A 17,441-nucleotide genomic window follows, 5' to 3' on the forward strand; every position below is an offset into this window, starting at 1 on the left:
GCGATCACGACGGGGCAGGCAGCTCGAAGACCGATCTGCTGCCGTCCCGGCTGTCCGGTGTCGACAAGATGATTGACGAGACCGTAGAGGAGGGGTCCCCGGGTAGAACCGCTACTAATACGGCTTGTGCGGTTTCGGCTGCACGGGGAGGGGAGGTGTGGCCGATGGGCAACACACGGGTTCGCGGGGCCACGGCCTACTGGCCGCCGGCCGGGCTGCTCGGCCGGGTCGACGAGGCCGACCGCGCGATCCTCATGGGACTCGGCCACCGCGTGGCCTACCCGGCTGGTCAGATCACCATCCGCGAGGCCGACACCTCGGACTTCGCGCTGCTCCTGCTGGGCGGCATGGTGAAGGTCACCGCGCATGCGCAGGACGGCCGCGAGGCGCTGCTGGCCGTGCGGATGGCCGGGGACATGGTCGGGGAGTTCGCCGGAATCGACGGCCAGCCGCGCGTCGGCACCGTGACCGCCTGTGGCAGGGTGCTGGCCCGCTACATACTCCGTTCCGAACTGCTGGAGTGCACGAAGCAGCACCCCGGCATAGGACTTGCGCTCAGCGCGAGCGTGGTGGCCAAGCTGCGTACGGCGACCGGCCGGATCGTCGATTTCACCGGTTGCGACGTGCTCGGACGGCTGGCCAGGATCCTGCACCACCTGGCCGTCACCTACGGGCGTCCCGGTCGGAACGAAGCCCAGCTTCCGTTGTCACAGCCGGAGATGGCCACCCTGGTCGGCGCGGCCGAGTCGTCGATCCACAAGGCCCTGCGGGTGCTGCGGGAGTCCGGCGCGGTCGTGACCGGCTACCGCAGGATCACGATCCTCGACCTGGATCACCTCGCCAGGATCGCCGTCGCGGCCGGGCCCGCCGGATCGCCGGCGATCTCGCACATCACGTAAAAACGCCGGGTTCGCGTGACGGATCGGCGGCAGCCTTACCGAGCGCCGGGACCCGAGCGCCGGAGAGGACGGGGGAAGCAGATGCCAGAGAACAACGGCGATCCGGAGGGTGCAGAGCGGATCCGGACCCGCGATGTCTCCGGGACGATGGTCGTAGGCAGCCACAACACCGTGAACAACCTGAACATCAACACCGGGTCCGGTTCGACCGTCACCGTCCACGCGGGGCCGCTGCCGGATCCGGTCAGGCGCCAACCGATCTCCCAGCTGCCGCGGTCCGCCGCCGAGCCGCTGATCGGAAGGGCGCGGGACGTGCGCGTACTGCGCGAGGCGATCGAGACACGTCAGCTGGTGCAGATCTGGGGCGCGTCCGGGGTCGGCAAGAGTGCGTTGTTGCGCCACCTCGCGCGCACGATGCCGAGCGGGTCCGAAGGCGCGGCCTACATCGAGGCCGGCGGACGTACGGCTGACGACATCGCGCAGGCGATGTTCGACATCAGCTTCGAGGCGCCGAACTACAAGCCGTCGCCGGAGGTGCTGAAGGAGCATCTGAAGTTCCTGCGGCTGCGGATCTACCTCGACGACGCGGGACTCGACGAGAAGGACCTGCGCCGGCTCTTCGACATGGCCGAGCAGTCCACGTTCGTCTTCACCGCGCAGCGGCGGACCGCGGTCGACGGTGTCCACGCGATCCGGCTCGAAGGGCTGCCGGCCCCGGCGGCGACGGAACTCGTGGCGGCGCTGCTCTCCCGCGAGCTGCGGCCGGACGAGGCGCGGATCGTCCCCGCGCTGTGCGACGCGGTGGAGGGCAACCCGCTCCGGCTGCGGCGCATCGCCCTGTCCGCCGCGACGGGCGAGGGCCTGCCGGGCATCGCCGATCTCCCCGCACTGCTTCCCGCGTTGCTGAACAGGCTCCGGCCGCAGGAGCGCGACCTGCTGTACCTGCTCGGCTCGCTGTCCGGCGCCGAGTTGGCCCCCCGGCACCTCCATCATCTGCTCGGCCGGCCGGACTCCGACGCGCTCGCCGAGGGCCTGGTGCGACACGGCCTGCTGCTCGCCTCGGAGACCGGTTACAGCTGTCCGCCGGATGTCGCCGAGTCCGTGCTGAACATGCGGAAGACGGAGTTTCCCGCCGATCGGCTCTGCCGGGCGTTCACCGCGTGGGCCGAGGCGAGGGACACCACTCCCGATGACATCGCCGCGCACTTCCAGGCCCTGGATGTCGCGGTGCTGCGAGCGGAGAAGAGCGGACACGCGCAGCTCGGCGCGGCCCTGGCCCGTGCCGCCTCGCCGAAGCTGGCGCTGTCCCGGCAGTTCGACGCGTGGGGCAGCCTGCTCGGAGCCGGCTGGGCAGCGGCGAAGAGCGCGGGAGACAAGGAGGGTGAGGAGTTCTTCCTGCACGAGGCCCGCACCCGGCGGAAGGCGATAGGGCGGGCCGCGCAGACGACGGCCCTGGTGCTTGAGGCGGGGGCGCTGTGGCGGGAACTCGCCGCCCTGCGCGGGCATTCGGCGGCCCACCACGTCGCCGACGCGGCGACGACCACCACATCGCCGGCCCACCCCTTCACCCCGACGCACGTCGCGGGCAACACGCAGGCCCTCACCCACCCGACCGCCCCCACCCCTGCTTCGGCTCCCGCGCATGCACCCGCGCCCGCACACGTGGCGAGGCCGGTGTTCGACGTCTCCCGTCGCGCCCAACAGCCGCACGCTGCCGCCCAGGTGCCCGGCGCGCACTCCACCGCACCGATACCGAAGCGGATCGACCTCTCGCAGACGCACACTCCCGCCGCCCAGCCGACGCACGCCGTGACCACGACCACGACCACGACGAGCGCAGGCCACACGACGCTCACCGCCGCCGGTGCGGCGGGTGCCAAGGGCGGAATGTCGGCGCTCGCCCTCGCCTGCGTGCTCGGCATGGTGGCCGTGGTCGGCGTGGGTGCCGCGGTCTACGCGAACGACCGGCCGAACCCGTCTCCGGCCCTCGCGTCGAGCCCCCTCGGCACGCCGGGCCCGAGCGACGGCACCTCGCTCACGGACGGCACCTCGCCCACCGTCGATCCCGTGTGCGCGAGCGGCATCCCGGATCTGATGCCGGAGATAAAGCAGTTCATCACGGACGATTCCATCGTGTCCGGCGACATCGACTCGTACAACAGCGCCATGGACGACTACAACTCGGGCCTGACGTCCACCCCTCCCGACGAGAGCGTGCTGCTCGCCGGCCTGAACACCGCCATCAGCGACCTGCAGTCCGTGGAGTCCACGCTCCAGGGGGCCATCTCACAAGCCCAGGACAGCTCCGTGGAAGCAGACCTCAACGGCATGCTGGCGCCCGTTCAGGAGATGGAGAGCCAGTACCAGTCGTACGAAAGCGATCCGGAAGGTTCCGAGATCGACACGTCGAGTCAGGCCTCGGCGATGAGCTCGGCCGCAGTCGACCTGCAGACCGACTGCGGCGAGTGACCCTCCCCGAGACGAACCAGGAAAGGCCGGCCATGCCAGCGGAATCCACCCACGGAGACATCCACACCGGGGACGTCTCCGGCACCTTCGTCGTAGGAGACAACAACCGCGTCACGAACACCACGCGCCGTCCCGAGCAGGAACAGTCGCAGCCGCGGCAGCAGAACTCGGCGGCGGACCAGGCAGCCGTCTTCGCGGTCGAGCACGGCACCATGCACGTCACCTACCACGCCGCAGCCGAGCGTGGGGCGGAAGGCTGAGCAACGCCGCGGGCCCCGGTCGGCGATCGGCCGGGGCACGTACCCTGCGATCCGCTCAGTCCTTGTCGGCCAGCAGCTCCAGGTCCTGAGCACTCAGCGTCGCCGTCTTCAGCAGTTCCCTGATCAGGTTGACACTGAGCGTCGAGCCGACCGGCTCGCCGACCTCGTTGCGCAGCAGTCCGCGCACGCCCCGGCGGTGCAGCCGTTCGCGCACGTCCTCGACCGCGTTCGCGACCGACTTGTAGGTCCAGGTCTTGGTCGCGTAAGGGGAAGCGTTGACCAGACGGGCAGTGTCCTCCCAGGCCAGCGGGAGCGGGAAGGCGTCGTGGCCCTCCAGGTAGCGCCGGGCAAGCGCGGTGAGCACCAGCCGCTCCTGCGGGGAGAGTTCGTAGACGGTCTCGGGATCCACCGTCTCCGCCCCACCCGTGGAGCGGGGGTGCCGGTCGTCCTCGTCCACGACGCGGACCTCCACCAGGTGGGAACGGTGCTTGGACGAGTTGATCACCAGGGGGGTGTAGCCGGACTCGACGATCCGCTTGTGGCCGGTGAGCATCAGCACTCCGTCGGGCAGTTCGATCGGCAGGTTGCCGGTGTTGACCAGCCACCAGTCGCCGTCCGTGCCCGTACAGGTGAACACGCCGTGCCGACGGCTGACGGTTGGGTCGTCGACACCGACCGGCACATGCACGTCCTCGCGGTCGCGCCCGAACAGCAGCGTGTACCGGCGCGGCGGCACGGCGTACCCGCCCTCCGGACCCAGTACGAAGATCGTCCCCGGCGGCGCGGAGGGCACCCTGCCGGACGGACTGCCCGGCGGCAGCATCTGGGGTGGGAAGTTTCCGTACGCCATGTCACATACCTCCGGCTCGGGTCGCGTCAGTGTAGGAGCGCACCGCGAGGACCGGTCCTGGCACGACCGGCGGTCCGCCGAGAGCGCGGAGGTACGAGGTCCAGTACGCCGCGCATGGGCCCCCTTCGCTGCCAACTCGCGTTGCAGGTGCCAGACTTGTCCGATAGGTTGCCCGCCGTGAGCGCGAGCGGCCGGGGAACTGCTGATGATGGATAGCACGATCGCCGAACCGCTCGGCCCGGACGATCCGCAGGAGATCGGCAGCTTCAACATCATCGGCCTGCTCGGCGTCGGCGGCATGGGCGAGGTCTACCTCGGGGCGTCCGACAAGGGCTACGCCGCCGTCAAGCGAGTCCGGCCACGGTTGGTCGCCGGCGAGCGCTTCGAACGCGAGGTCGGCATCCTCTACCGTGTGCCGGCCGGGGTCGGGCCGCGGGTGCTGGCGAGCGACAGCACCGCGGAGCGTCCCTGGTTCGCCACCGAATACGTACCCGGACTCACCGTGGACGAGGCGGTCCGGCTGCGCGGCCCGCTTCCCGCCGAGGCACTGTGGCTGCTGCTGGCCGAGGCAGCCGCTCACCTGTCGGCCGTGCACGCGTTGGAGATCGCGCACCGCGACGTCAAGCCCGCCAACGTCATGCTGGTGCGTGACGGCGTGAAACTGATCGACTTCGGCATCGCGCGCGCCGCAGACCAGGCACGGCTGACCAAGAGCGGTGGCGGCTACGGAACACAGGGATTCTCCGCACCGGAACAGCAGGCCGGGGACGAGGACGTGGAGGCGCCCGCGGACGTCTACTCGCTCGGGGCACTCCTGCTCTTCGCGGCCTCGGGGCGCACGCCCGGCGTCGTCCCTGACGTCGAGCCGCTGCGCGCCGTGGACGCCGACCTCGCCGCCGTCATCGAGTCCTGTCTCGCGACCGCCCCCGACGGCCGCCCCACCGCCGGCGAGGTGGCGAAGGCGGCCCGCGCGCACCTGCCCGTTCCTCCCCCCTCCTGGCCTTCCGAGGTCATGTCACGCATCGCCTCACGACGTGCCTTCGCCGTGACGCCGGTCGGCAAGCTGGAGACCGTCCCGCCGCCGAACGCGGAGGTGGATCCCTCACCCGGGGCCGTGCCGCCCTCCGCTGTGTCACCTCGCCGCCCAGGCAAACGCCTGTTCCTGCTCTCGGCCGCCGCGGTGGTCGTCCTCGGCGCCGTCGCGGCGTTCGTACTCGCCCCGTCCGACGCCCCGCGGAAGGGCGCCGCGCAGTCGTCCGGCAGCGCGGCGGGCACCGTCGAACCCGTGGCCGGGGCGACGCGGACGTCCTCCGCGAGCCCAAGCCGTTCGGCCTCGCCCACCGCAGGCTCCGCGCACCCGACCCCGGCCGTCCCGGTGCGCACGGACACCGGCGTCCCACCGGGCACGTCCAGCGCGCGTTCGCCCTCCGGGACCGTCGCGACCGCCGCGACCACCACGTCCTCGGCGGCTGCCGAACGCCTCACCTCGTCGTCGATCAGCGGTGTCAACGGCAGCGAAGACCCGGCACAGGTCAAGGGTTCCGAGGCGGACACCGCCTGGCTCGGCAATGACGCCGCCTGCTCCGCCTGGCTGGACGACAACGGCTCCGGCGAGCTCGCGGGGGTGCTCAACACATCCCTGAACCAGACCTGCGACGCCGAGCTCTACCGCAGCGACGGCGTCGCGTACACGTTCCGTGCCTCCTGGGGCGCCGCGAGAACAAGTTTCGTCTCGGACGTCGGCCACACGATGTGGATCTGCGTCTGGAACGCGAGCGACCGATCCGACGAGCAGTGCTCCGCCCGCTTCGGCATGAACGGCCACACCCCCGTCAAGCAGTGAGGCCGACGGCACACCTTGGCCGGCCCCCCCGTCCCCTCAGCACTCGATGATGGTCGCCCAGGTTTTGACCAAGCCGCCGCAGACCGGCTGTGCCGCTACGCGATCCGGGCTGGCGTCGAGGCAACCGTCTGGCGGAACGAGCTGAGGCCCACGTCCAGCACGTGCTCTCTGCGCCGGCCCGCAACGTCATTACCCGCTTTTACTTGGAGCAGTGGGGACTGGAAACGGAACGACAGCTACCGTGCCAGTCCCCGAGCCTACTCAACCTATGGTCAGCTTGTTCTGCCAGCCGCTGCTGATGATCTCCGTACCCGAGCCGCTCAGGGCTGTGCGGCTGCCGGCGTAGAAGCGCACCGTGCCGTCCACCCTCAGGGTCCAGATGTCGGGGATGCCGTCCCCGTTGGCGTCCGGAGTGCCGAAGAGCAGCCTGATGCTGGAGCTGCCCCAGCCGGAGGCGCCGTACTCGGTGTCCACGCCCCCGGAGGAGGCCGCCGCCGAAGCGAGTGAGCCGGTGTCGACCCCGCCGGTCGCGGTGTCCTTGATGCCCTTGCGCAGCAGCAGCCGTCCGCTGGCGTCCGAGCGGTAGACGAAGTCGGTGACGCCGTCGCCGGAGATGTCCTGGGCGGTGACGAGGTCACGCTCGGTCCAGGACGACGCGGACAGTCGCCGGGCCTCGTCCACGGTGGCGCCGTTGTACCCGATCAGCGCCCACAACGCGTCGCCGACCGTGAGGAAGAAGTCGGGCTTGCCGTCGCCCGTGGCATCGCCGGCCGAGACGATCTGAGTGATCGTGGAGGGATCCGGTGCACCGGCCGGCAGCAGGATCTCGTGGCGCCTGCCGATGTCGACCGCCCCGTAGCCGTCGCCCGGATACACCCACAGCTTGCCCTCGCGCACCGCGATCAGGTCCTGCAGACCGTCGCCGCCGTAGACGTCGCCGAGGTGTGCGATCAGGGTGTTCTTCCAGTAGCCCGAGGGCGGTGCCACGTACAGGGGCACGTCGTCGTCCTCGCCGTTGGGGTCCTTGGCGGGGTTCTCGCGGTAGGCGCCGGACATGGAGTACCCGAGCGTGCCGGTGCCCTTGGACAGGTCGGTCGTGGCGCGCTCCGGGTACATCCGCAGGTTGCCGTTCGCGTCCACGACCATCAGGTCGGGGAGGTTGTCGCCGGTGAAGTCGCCGGGGGCGTCGGCGTCATCGCGCGGGGTGACGTAGAAGAAGTACTTCCGCGGGTCGGACACGTTGCCCGCGTCGTCAACGGCTCGTACGTACAGCACATTGGGTCCCGCGAGCGGAGGCTTGGCGCTGGACCAGGTGGTCAGTGTGGAGGTGGCCGCGCCGTTCGTCCTGGTCGAGGAACCGGTATAGGCAGGCGCGTTGAAGCCGTACTCGTACTTCACGACATCGGTCTGCGAGGCCTTGAAGGTGAAGGAGCCGGCCGTGCCGAACTTGACGGTGCTCCACTTGGAGTCCTCGACGCCGTTCTTGAAGCCGTCGTCCGAGGCGTCCGCGTCGGGGAACTGCGTCGAGGTGACCACGGGCGGGGTGGGCCTGGAGCTGTCGAAGACGAAGCGGCACGGGGTCTTCTTGGGCGTGTAGCCGGAGGCGGTGCCCCGTTTGTCGACGGACTTCGCCCGCCACGAGTACTTGACGCCGTTCTTGAGCCCGCTGGTGGAGAACGCGTCGGTGTGCACCCGGGCGGAGTCGGTCTGGCTGCCCACCGACACCTTGCCCTTCGCGCCCAGCAGGTTTCCGCTGCCGCCCGTCGGCCACAGCTCGAAGCGCACGGAGGCCAGGTTGGAGTCCTTGTCGCTGGAGTTCGCCCAGAAGGTGATCGAGGAGGCGCCGACATTGATGTACGGCGAGCTGGTGTCGCAGGACAGGTCGGGGTCGAGGTCCAGGTGCGAGGGGGCAGCGGGCGGGCGGTTGTAGACCAGTTCGACGTACGGGTCGTTGCCGCCGTCGGCCTGGAACTTCTTCCAGCTGTACGCGGAGTTCTCGTCGCCGGCGCGCATGCCGATGGTCAGGGTGTCCCAGCCGCCCGCTACGGCCTTCTGCGCGGCGGACTTGACGTCGAAGGCCTCGTAGTCGTCCGGGCAGGTCCCGGACTTGTAGCCGTGCGCGAAGCTCTTGCTCGCGAGCTTGTTGCCGGCCGTCATCTTCGGGGCGTTGTTCCAGTTCGTCTTGTTGCTGATCGGCCCGGTCAGATACACGTTCATCGTGCGGGCGCTGCACGACCAGGAGTAGGTCTCCAGGGCGTGCAGCTTGGCGCTGATGACGGACGCGCCCTTCAGGTCCGGGTTCCAGTCGATACTGAAGAATGAGCGGCCGGTGCCCCAGGTGTCGGACTCGAAGCCGACGCGCGCCTCATGCGTCCCCTTGTTGAAGTTCCGCCCGTTGTAGAAGTTCGCCTTCGGGTAGCGGCTGTACGCCGTCGTCCAGTCGTTGGTGTGCTTACTCACCGACGGGTCGATGAAGACCGGGTAGACGGTGTCCGGGTCGGTGAGGAAGCCCTGGTCCGGCGTCAGGGTCCAGGTCGAGCCGCTCAGGTCCGCCTCGACGACCGTGCCGTGCGAGTCGGGCTGCGGCCCCGCCAGCGACGGCAGGTCGAGTGTCGCCGCCGCGCCGCTGTGGGTGGGGTCCGGGGATGCCTCGGCCGGTACGGAGGGCTGGGCCGCTTCGCTCTCGGTGGCCGAGGGGTCGGGGGCCTCGTCGGTCGCCTCGGACAGTACTTCGTTGTCGGTGTCCGCCTCGTCACCGTCGTTGACGCTGTCACTGGGCTCGGGCGAGGCGTCCGTCGGCGACTCCGAGTCGTCAGGTGCGCCGGTGACGTCCGAGGACAGGCTCTCGGATGCGGTGGGCGACGCGCTGCTGCCCGCCTGGCCGTCGGTGAGCGCCGGGGTGCCGGAGTTGTCCCACATCAGTGGGGTGGGGGAGACCGCCACCTCCTCGCCGTCCGCATCGTCGGCGCTGACGATGCCGGTTGTCGGGTCCAGTGAGAAGCTCAGATCGGGAGAGGACAGGCCGTACGAGAGTTGCGCCACGCGAGGATCGGCGGCAGCCTGACGGGTCTTGACCACCAGCAACTGCGCGAAGCCGCCGTCGTCCGCCGTCAGTACCAGGTCCGCGCCCGGCAGGATCTCGGGGTAGAGCGCGCGGGAGCCGTCGATGACGGGTGTCGGTATGGCTCCGGGCCAGGTCAGGACGATGTCGTGGTCACCCGTGCTGAGTGTCACCAGCGCGGTGGAAGTCGTGGCGTCCGCCCGCGCGAGCAGCGGCACCCTGCGTACGCCCGCGCCGCGATCGGCCCGCTCGTCGTCTGGCCGGGTGCCTGCGCGCGTACCCGCCGAGAAGGTCATCCGCACATTCGTGGCCCTGGGAGACCAGCCGTCGGCGGTGTGTATGAGGGACGTGTCGATCGCCCGCCACGTCCCGTCGGCCTTGGCCCGGATCGGCGTCGAGTGGATCCGGCGCTGCAGCAGCCCGTCCGGCCGTGCCCACGTGGTCTCGTAGGCCGTGCGCAGCCCGCTGACCTCGACCGGCTTTCCGGTTCGGGCAGCCTTCGCCACCGCGTCGGCCTCGCTCAGCGGCGCGCTGCGACGGGCCTGCGTCCCGGTGTGCGGCCGGTGCCCGTCCCCGCTGCCGTTCAGCGCGGCGTACGTCAGACCGGAGGTCGCGACGGCGGCCAGGACGGCCGCCGCGGTTACCCGGCGACCGGACATACGGCGCCATCTGCTCGGCCATGTGCTCGTCATGCGCGCGTTCCCTCTCCCCCTCGGACAACGGGACCAGATCATGTCCGAAGGAGCGGTTGCCGTCACGCGCCAGTTTTCCATGGCCGATCCATTGCGGTCCGTTGGGGCGTCATTGGGTCCGGCTTTGAAGCTACTTGACCGTTACGCGGCGTGATCATCACCACTAACTCACAGGGAACTCTGGTCTTCCTCACATCACCAACACAGAATCAGGCCGTTCTTGACGTGGCATCACCTGTGCGCAGCCCTGTCTGCCCAGGCGGCTGCCTCATGCCGTCCGGGGGGTCTGCTGTGCCTTTCTTCACGTCCGCGCGCCGTCGGCGCGGCCGCCGCTCCGCTCTGCTCCCGGCCGTAGGCCTCGCGCTGGCGATGGCGCTGCTGCCGACCGAGGCCATGGCCGCGCCCCCGGACCCGGGCAGCGCCGAAGTGCCTCGCGAGGACGTCACGTTGGAGCAGTTGCCCGTCGAGCCGATGGTCAGCGGCTCGACCCGCGATGCCAAGCTCGACAGCATCGCGGTCGACACTCCCGAGAACCAGGACGAGGCCCCGGTCGGCACCACCACCCCGGCCGTCTCCGGCACCGCCCCCGTCTCCTTCGGCGGCTCCACACAGACGGCCGCCCCGGGTAGCACCACAGTGACCCCGGCGGACTACGCGCCCGCCGGCCCCCTTCCCGTCAAGCTCGGCCAGGCCCCGGACGCCCCCGCGCCGACCGGCACCTGGCAGGTGGCCGTGTCCGCCCGCACAGCGGCCGAGTCCGACGGCGTAGACGGCGCGGTGGTCACCGTGACCGCGCCCTCCACCGGCTCGGTGCCGATCTCGGTCCAGCTCAGCTACAAGACGTACGAGAACCTCTACGGCGCCGACTGGGCCTCCCGCCTGCAGTTCGTGCAGTTCCCCGAGTGCTACCTCACCACCCCCGACCTGGAGGAGTGCCAGGCCTACACGGAGCTGGAGACGGTCAACGACCCCGACTCCAAGACCGTCACCGCCACCGTCGACACCGCTGCCGACGGCACGGTCCCCTCGGCCTCGACGGCCAGTGCCGCCACGTCTTCGGGGGTCCTCCAGGCGTCATACGCCCGTCCTGCGGCGGCCACCGGTGACAAGGCGGTGATCGGTGCGGTGGATTCGGGTTCGGGTCCGGCCGGCACGTTCAAGGCGACACCGCTGGCCGCTGACGGCAAGTGGAGCGCCGGTGGTTCGTCGGGCGCCTTCACCTGGTCGTACCCCCTGCAGGTGCCGCCCACCCCGGCCGGTCCCAAGCCCGACATCTCGTTCGACTACAACTCGCAGACGGTGGACGGCAAGACGGCGACCACGTCCCCGCAGGCCTCCTGGATCGGGGAGGGCTGGGACTACGACCCGGGCCACATCGAGCGCCGTTACCGCACCTGCAAGGACGATCGCGAGGACATCGGCGCCGGAGCGGCCAACAACAAGGAGAAGAAGTACAAGACCTCGGACCTGTGCTGGGTCTCGTACAACGCCGTGATGACGCTCGGTGGCAAGACCACCGAACTGGTGCGCGTGGGCAGCTCCGAGATCTACCGGCCGGAGCAGGACGACGGCACCAGGGTCGAGCACCGGACCGGCGCGGACAACGGTGACGAGAACGGCGAGTACTGGATCGTCACCACCAATGACGGCACCCAGTATTCCTACGGTCTGAACAAGGTCGGGGGCGGTCATGCCGACACCGGCTCCGTCTTCACCGTCCCGGTCTACGGCAACCACTCCGGCGAGCCCTGCCACAAGGACGCCTTCGCCGACTCCCGCTGCACCCAGGCCTGGCAGTGGGGGCTGGACAAGGTCGTCGACGTCCACGGCAACGCGATGGTCGTCAACTGGCATCCGGAGGCCAACTACTACGCGCCCAACAAGAAGTTCAAGAATCCCGTGTCGTACGTACGCGGCGGCTACCCCACCGGCATCGAGTACGGGCTGCGCGCCACCGACCTCACCAAGCCCTCCGCGAAGGTCGTCTTCACCGCCGAGCAGCGCTGCCTGGAGACCGACGGCTCCTGCGTGGCCGACAAGTTCGACGACACCAAGAACCCCGCCTCCTACCGCCCCTGGTGGGACAGCCCGGGCAACCTCAATTGCAAGTCCGGCTCCAAGCTCTGCCCGGCCTTTCCGTCGTTCTGGACCCAGATGCGCCTGGCGTCCGTGACCACCTATGGCGCCCGCCCCGGCGTCACCGGGCTCGCCAAGGTGGACACGTACACCCTTCATCAGTCCTTCCCTCGCGACTGGTACAACACCTCCCCCGGGCTCTGGCTGAACTCCATCACCCGCACCGGCTACGCGCCCGGTGACAGCACCGGCACCACGCTGACGGCGTCCGGTGTCAGCTTCGGCCCCTATGTCGTGGACAAGGACGATCCGCTCGGCAGTTACCTGAAGGACCAGCAACTGCCCAACCTCGTGCCCCGTTACAAGGGCGATGCCCGTCCCGGCTTCACCCGCCCGCGGATCGGCACCGTGTCCACGGAGCACGGCGGCGATCTGGAGGTCGTCTACACGGGCGGGTGCAGAACCGAGCCCTCCGTCGCGCCGGAGAGCAACCAGGGCACCTGCTATCCGGTGCGCTGGTCCCCGGACGGCGACCTGGAGAAGCCGGCTCTGGCCTGGTTCGACAAGTACGTCGTGCACTCCGTCACCGAGACCGACAAGATCACCGGCGTATCGGACCGCCTCACCAGCAAGTACACCTACTCCGGCGCGGCCTGGGGCAAGGACGACGACGAGTTCTCCAAGCCTTCCCTGCGCACCTACAGCGTCTGGCGCGGCTACCAGCAGGTCACCACGGTCAAGGGCGCCAAGAACAGCGCCGGCGTCGGTGTAGCCCAGACGCAGTCGTTCTCCGTCAAGCGCTACTTCCGGGGCGCGGGCGGCGCGGTCAAGGACTCCAAGGGCGAGGTCACTCTCGTCGCCGACGACGCGCCCCAGTACGCGGGCATGATCGCCGAGGCGATCTCCTACGACGGCACGGGCGGCCGTGTCCTCAAGCGCACTCTGAACTTCCCCTGGTCGAAGCAGACCGCCTCCCGTGACCGGGACGGCGACCTGTCGCCGCTGCTCGCCCAGCGCACGGGCATCAAGCGCACCGACGACATCCAGACGGTCGATTCCAGTTGGCAGGCGGTGCGCACGGAGACCGAGGTCGACTCCGACTACGGCCTGCCGGTCCAGGTGCAGACCGAGGTCGTCAAACCGAAGAGCGGCGGCGGTGAGACGCTCAGCGACTACACCTGTGCGAAGACCGACTACGTCGCCAATGAGTCGGCCCACCTCATCGGCCTGCCCAAGCAGGTCCGCAAGACCGCCACGTCGTGTGCGGACTACGACCAGGCCGATCCGGCGACCCAGCTGATCGAGGCCACCCGGGTGAGCTACGACGACGGTGCGTGGGGCGCGACCCCGACCAGGGGTCTTGCCACCAGTTCCGCGTCGATCGACGGCGCCGGCACCTCCTATTCGGTGGTCACCGGCACCACCTACGACCCGCTCGGCCGGGTCCGGAAGGTGACGGACGCGCTCAAGAAGACCACCGAGACCCAGTACATCCCCGGTGACGCGGGGGGACCGGTCACCGCCATCAAGACCATCAACGCCAAGGGCCACACCTCGGTCAGCACCATCGATCCCGGGCGCGGCCTGACCCTCACCGTCACCGACCCCAACGGCCGGGTCGTCCGCAATGAGTACGACGCCCTGGGCCGCCTGGTGAAGGGCTGGACCGCCGCCCGTTCGTCCGGCGACCAGACCCCCGACGTGGTGATCAGCTACCAGATGGCGACCGCCACGGCCACGGTGACCAGACCGACGGCGGTGACCGTCAAGAGCCTGAAGGACAACGGCGAGTACGCCAAGCAGGTCACCATCTACGACGGCCTGATGCGTCCGATCCAGACCCAGAGCGAGGCGCACGGTCCCGGCCGGATCATCACCGACACCCGCTACGACGACCATGGCCTGGTCCGCGAGCAGACCGGAAGCTACCTCGCCAAGGGCGACCCGGTGGCCGCGCAGTTCAAGCGGGCGAGCGACTCCACGGTTCCCAGCCTCACCAGGACCTTCTACGACGGTCTGGAACGCCCGGTCAAGACGACCACGGTCCACAGCGGCAAGGCCGTGTACTCGGACGGCACCACCTACGGTGACAACTGGACACTCAGGCGTCCGGCCGGCGGCGCCACCCCGGCGGTCAAGTCGTGGACCGACGCGCTCGGCCGGGTCAACCTCATTCAGCACTTCACCAACGTCGGGCAGAGCCACTGGCGCAACACCGAGTACACCTACGACGCCCGCGGCAACCGCACCAGGATCAAGGACGCGGCCGGAAACCTGTGGACGTCCACCTACGATGCTCGCGGCCGCCTGACCGAGTCCACCGACCCGGACACCGGCTCCTCGACCTTCGGCTACGACGACCTGGACCGCACGGTCAGTGTCACCGACTCCCTGCTGAAGACCGTCTACACCTCCTATGACGAGCTCGGGCGCGTCACCGCCGCCCGCGAGGGTGCTCCGGACGCCGCCCCCGTCAAGGAGTTCACCTACGACCCGGCCGGCGCCCTGGGCCAGCCGGCCGCCTCCATCCGCCACGACGCCACCGGCGACTACATCAACCGCGTCACCGCTTACGACACCGAATACCGGCCCACGGGACGCGAGATCGTCATCCCGGCGAACGCGAGCACGGCAGGCCTTTCCGGCACCTACAAGTACAGCTACACCTACACACCCGGCGGCAAGCCACTGAGCGTCACGCTGCCCGCGGTCGGCGGACTGGGCCAGGAGAAGGTCGTCACCCGCTACGACACCGACGATCTCCCCGTGTCGACGTCCGGCCTGAGCTGGTACACCAGCGACGTCACCTACTCCCCGTACGGTGAACCCCTCCGGACTGTCAGCGGCCCCCAGCCCTACCGGGTGTGGACCACCAACTTCATCGACGAACACACCGGGCGCCTGCAGCGCACGGTGTGGGACCGGGAGACGGCGAACTCCCACCGACTGGCAGACAGCTACTACTCGTACGACCGTGCCGGAAACGTCACCTCCACAGCGCGCAAGCTCACCGACGGAGCGACCTCCGCCTGGGACAACCAGTGCTTCACCTACGACAACCTGGGTGAACTGGTCCACGCCTGGACCTCCGGCAATGCCGTCGGCACCGCCGGCACGGGCTGCAAGTCCGCCTCGGGCACGGTCTGGGGTTACCGCGAGGACGGGCAGACCTCCGCCGGTCCGATCGCCGAGGCCGCCGCCACCGACTCCGCCGGGAACAGCGTCGACATCTCCGCGTCGCTGGCGGGCGCGGCCCCGGCCGCCGGCACCGTCACAACCGGTACCACCGCCTACTGGCAGTCGTTCACTTTCGACACCATCGGCAACCGCGCCTCGCTGACCGAGCACAACCCGGCCAACTCGGCGCTGGACGAGACCAGTCAGTACTCCTACGGCACCCTGGTGACCGGCAACGGCACCAGCGCTCCGAAGCTGACCCAACCGCACACCCTCACCAAGACCGCCCCGGCCGCCGGCGCCGACCTCACCTACGTCAACGACGCCACGGGCAACACCAAGACCCGGTCCTTGACCGGCGGCAGCCAGAGCCTGCTCTGGAACAGCGAGAACAAGGTCACCGACGTCACCGGCTTCGGTGACGGTGCGGGCGCGGTCGTCGGCCTGTCCGGCAAGTGCCTCGACAACGCCGGCGGCACCACCGTCGACGGCAGTGCGATTCAGCTCTACCGCTGCAACAACAGCGCCGCGCAGCAATGGAAGCCGACCGGCGACACCCTGCGCGTGATGGGCAAGTGCGCCGGCGCCAACGGCACCGCCAACGGCACCAAGATCCTGCTTGCCACGTGTGACGGCAGCGCCGCCCAGAAGTTCACCGTCCGTGCCTCGGACCAGAGCCTGTACAACCCGGCCTCCGGCAAGTGCGTCGACGTACCCGGTGCCAACGACGCCGACGGCACCGACCTGCAGCTGTACACCTGCAACGGCACCGCTGGTCAGCGGTGGACCCCTGCCGATCACACGTCGTACGTCTATGACGCCGAGGGCAACCGCATCCTCCAGCACTCCGCCGCCGGCAGCGTGCTCTACCTCGGCGAGACCGAGGTCTCCGCGGACATCAAGGGCAACGCCGTCCAGGCCACCCGTACGTACACGCACAAAGGCGCGCCGTCGGTGGTCCGCTCCACCAAGTACGGCAGCACAACCGGTCACAAGCTCAGCGTTCTGCTCAGTGATCCCCTCGGCACGGCCACCATGTCGGTGGACGAGACCAGCGGACAGCCTTACGCGCGACGCTTCTACAAGCCCTACGGAGAAGTCCGCGGCACCAAGCCGACAAGCTGGCCAAACAGTCGTTCGTATCTCGGCAGCGGCATCGACGACACCAGTACCGCCCTCACCCACCTGGGCGCGCGCGAGTACGACCCCTCCGCCGGGCGCTTCCTGTCCGCCGACCCGGTCATCGATGCGGCCGATCCGCTCCAGATCAACGGTTACGCCTACAGCCACAACAACCCCACGACGCAGAGCGACCCGACCGGGCTGTACGACCCGGACCGGATGGAGTTCGAGCGGCAGCAGGAACGGAAGAAGCGAGAGGACGAGGAGAGAAAGCGCAAGGCGCGGGCCGAGGCTTTCAAGAAGGTCCGCGAGAAGTACACCCTGGCTCACGACACCACGATTCTGATGGCCAAGTCATGGTTGGTGATGGCCCAGCCGCACGGCGGCGGCGTCGTGACGGTCGACCTGCAGCAGACCGCGAAGGTCCGCGATTCCGAGAACTGGATCAAGGGTGGGTCGAGCGACCATCCCGGAAAGGAGGATGGCTGGGCCGACCTTCTGTACTGGACGGATGACAGCGTTTACGTCTGGGATGTGAAGCACGGCGGTGGAGAAGCGGAACGCAAGGGCGGAAAGGAAGTGACGGACAAGGTCAAATACCTTCAGAAGCAGCTCAACGACATGGGCATGGGGCACCTGAAGGCCAAGGTCGGATTCGACATACCGCCCCAGGCCGGCATCAACAACTTCAAGAAGAATGAATGGGTCGAGTCATACCCGTCCACTCGGAGCAAGGGCGTGATCGCCTATAAGACCAGAGAGATCAAACGGATCACATTGCCCGGTCCACAAGTCCAGGAGCAGGAACAGGAACAACCGGAATCATGGTGGGAGAAAACCCAGAACTGGTGGCATGAGAACATCACGAACCATGACTGGTCCAACAATCCCTGGATGCCCAAGAGTCCGGTCGGAGGTGGCTTTCCGATGCCGCTCCCTGTCATCCCCTGAGGCGACGGTACAATGGGCACCCCTGAGACTTGTGGATCGGA

General features: G+C 69.1%; 7 protein-coding genes. 5 read left to right on the forward strand and 2 right to left on the reverse strand.

The features are described 5' to 3' along the window. Nucleotides 1-164 precede the first annotated feature (164 nt). The 3 genes from OHB00_RS34990 (at nucleotide 165) to OHB00_RS35000 (ending at nucleotide 3,628) form a co-directional block, all read left to right on the forward strand. The gene (locus OHB00_RS34990) at nucleotides 165-899 is read left to right on the forward strand and encodes a Crp/Fnr family transcriptional regulator (RefSeq protein WP_406440804.1); all 735 of its coding nucleotides are present in this window, start codon (nucleotides 165-167) and stop codon (nucleotides 897-899) included. Between the two features lie 81 nt (nucleotides 900-980). Beyond that, on the forward strand, nucleotides 981-3,368 hold the full coding sequence (locus OHB00_RS34995) for a hypothetical protein (protein WP_406440805.1): 2,388 nt from the start codon (nucleotides 981-983) through the stop codon (nucleotides 3,366-3,368). 32 nt (nucleotides 3,369-3,400) lie between these two features. Beyond that, entirely contained in the window at nucleotides 3,401-3,628 is a 228-nt protein-coding gene (locus OHB00_RS35000) for a hypothetical protein (RefSeq protein ID WP_406440807.1), read from the forward strand. 55 nt (nucleotides 3,629-3,683) lie between these two features. On the opposite strand, the gene OHB00_RS35005 is transcribed toward OHB00_RS35000, so the two are convergent. Next, nucleotides 3,684-4,478, reverse strand: a complete 795-nt coding sequence (locus tag OHB00_RS35005; RefSeq protein ID WP_406440809.1) for an FHA domain-containing protein — start codon at nucleotides 4,476-4,478, stop codon at nucleotides 3,684-3,686. A gap of 205 nt (nucleotides 4,479-4,683) precedes the next feature. On the opposite strand from OHB00_RS35005, the gene OHB00_RS35010 reads away from it, so the two are divergent. Further along, nucleotides 4,684-6,321 carry a protein kinase domain-containing protein gene (locus OHB00_RS35010; protein WP_406440811.1) on the forward strand — a complete coding sequence of 546 codons (1,638 nt, stop codon included), beginning with the start codon at nucleotides 4,684-4,686 and terminating at the stop codon, nucleotides 6,319-6,321. A 261-nt stretch (nucleotides 6,322-6,582) separates the two neighbouring features. On the opposite strand, the gene OHB00_RS35015 is transcribed toward OHB00_RS35010, so the two are convergent. Next, nucleotides 6,583-10,074, reverse strand: coding sequence for a DNRLRE domain-containing protein (locus tag OHB00_RS35015; protein WP_406440813.1), 3,492 nt, complete (start codon nucleotides 10,072-10,074; stop codon nucleotides 6,583-6,585). 369 nt (nucleotides 10,075-10,443) lie between these two features. Here OHB00_RS35015 and OHB00_RS35020 point away from each other — a divergent pair, with 369 nt between their 5' ends. Beyond that, nucleotides 10,444-17,400 carry a ricin-type beta-trefoil lectin domain protein gene (locus OHB00_RS35020; protein ID WP_406446128.1) on the forward strand — a complete coding sequence of 2,319 codons (6,957 nt, stop codon included), beginning with the start codon at nucleotides 10,444-10,446 and terminating at the stop codon, nucleotides 17,398-17,400. Nucleotides 17,401-17,441 lie beyond the last annotated feature (41 nt).

Source organism: Streptomyces sp. NBC_00631, from assembly GCF_045206895.1.
GTDB lineage: Bacteria > Actinomycetota > Actinomycetes > Streptomycetales > Streptomycetaceae > Streptomyces.

Coding starts and splice junctions, on each gene's coding strand:
- OHB00_RS34990 (WP_406440804.1), top strand. CDS start 165: ATGGGCAACACACGGGTTCGCGGGGCCACGGCCTACTGGCCGCCGGCC.
- OHB00_RS34995 (WP_406440805.1), top strand. CDS start 981: ATGCCAGAGAACAACGGCGATCCGGAGGGTGCAGAGCGGATCCGGACC.
- OHB00_RS35000 (WP_406440807.1), top strand. CDS start 3,401: ATGCCAGCGGAATCCACCCACGGAGACATCCACACCGGGGACGTCTCC.
- OHB00_RS35005 (WP_406440809.1), bottom strand. CDS start 4,478: ATGGCGTACGGAAACTTCCCACCCCAGATGCTGCCGCCGGGCAGTCCG.
- OHB00_RS35010 (WP_406440811.1), top strand. CDS start 4,684: ATGATGGATAGCACGATCGCCGAACCGCTCGGCCCGGACGATCCGCAG.
- OHB00_RS35015 (WP_406440813.1), bottom strand. CDS start 10,074: ATGACGAGCACATGGCCGAGCAGATGGCGCCGTATGTCCGGTCGCCGG.
- OHB00_RS35020 (WP_406446128.1), top strand. CDS start 10,444: ATGGCGCTGCTGCCGACCGAGGCCATGGCCGCGCCCCCGGACCCGGGC.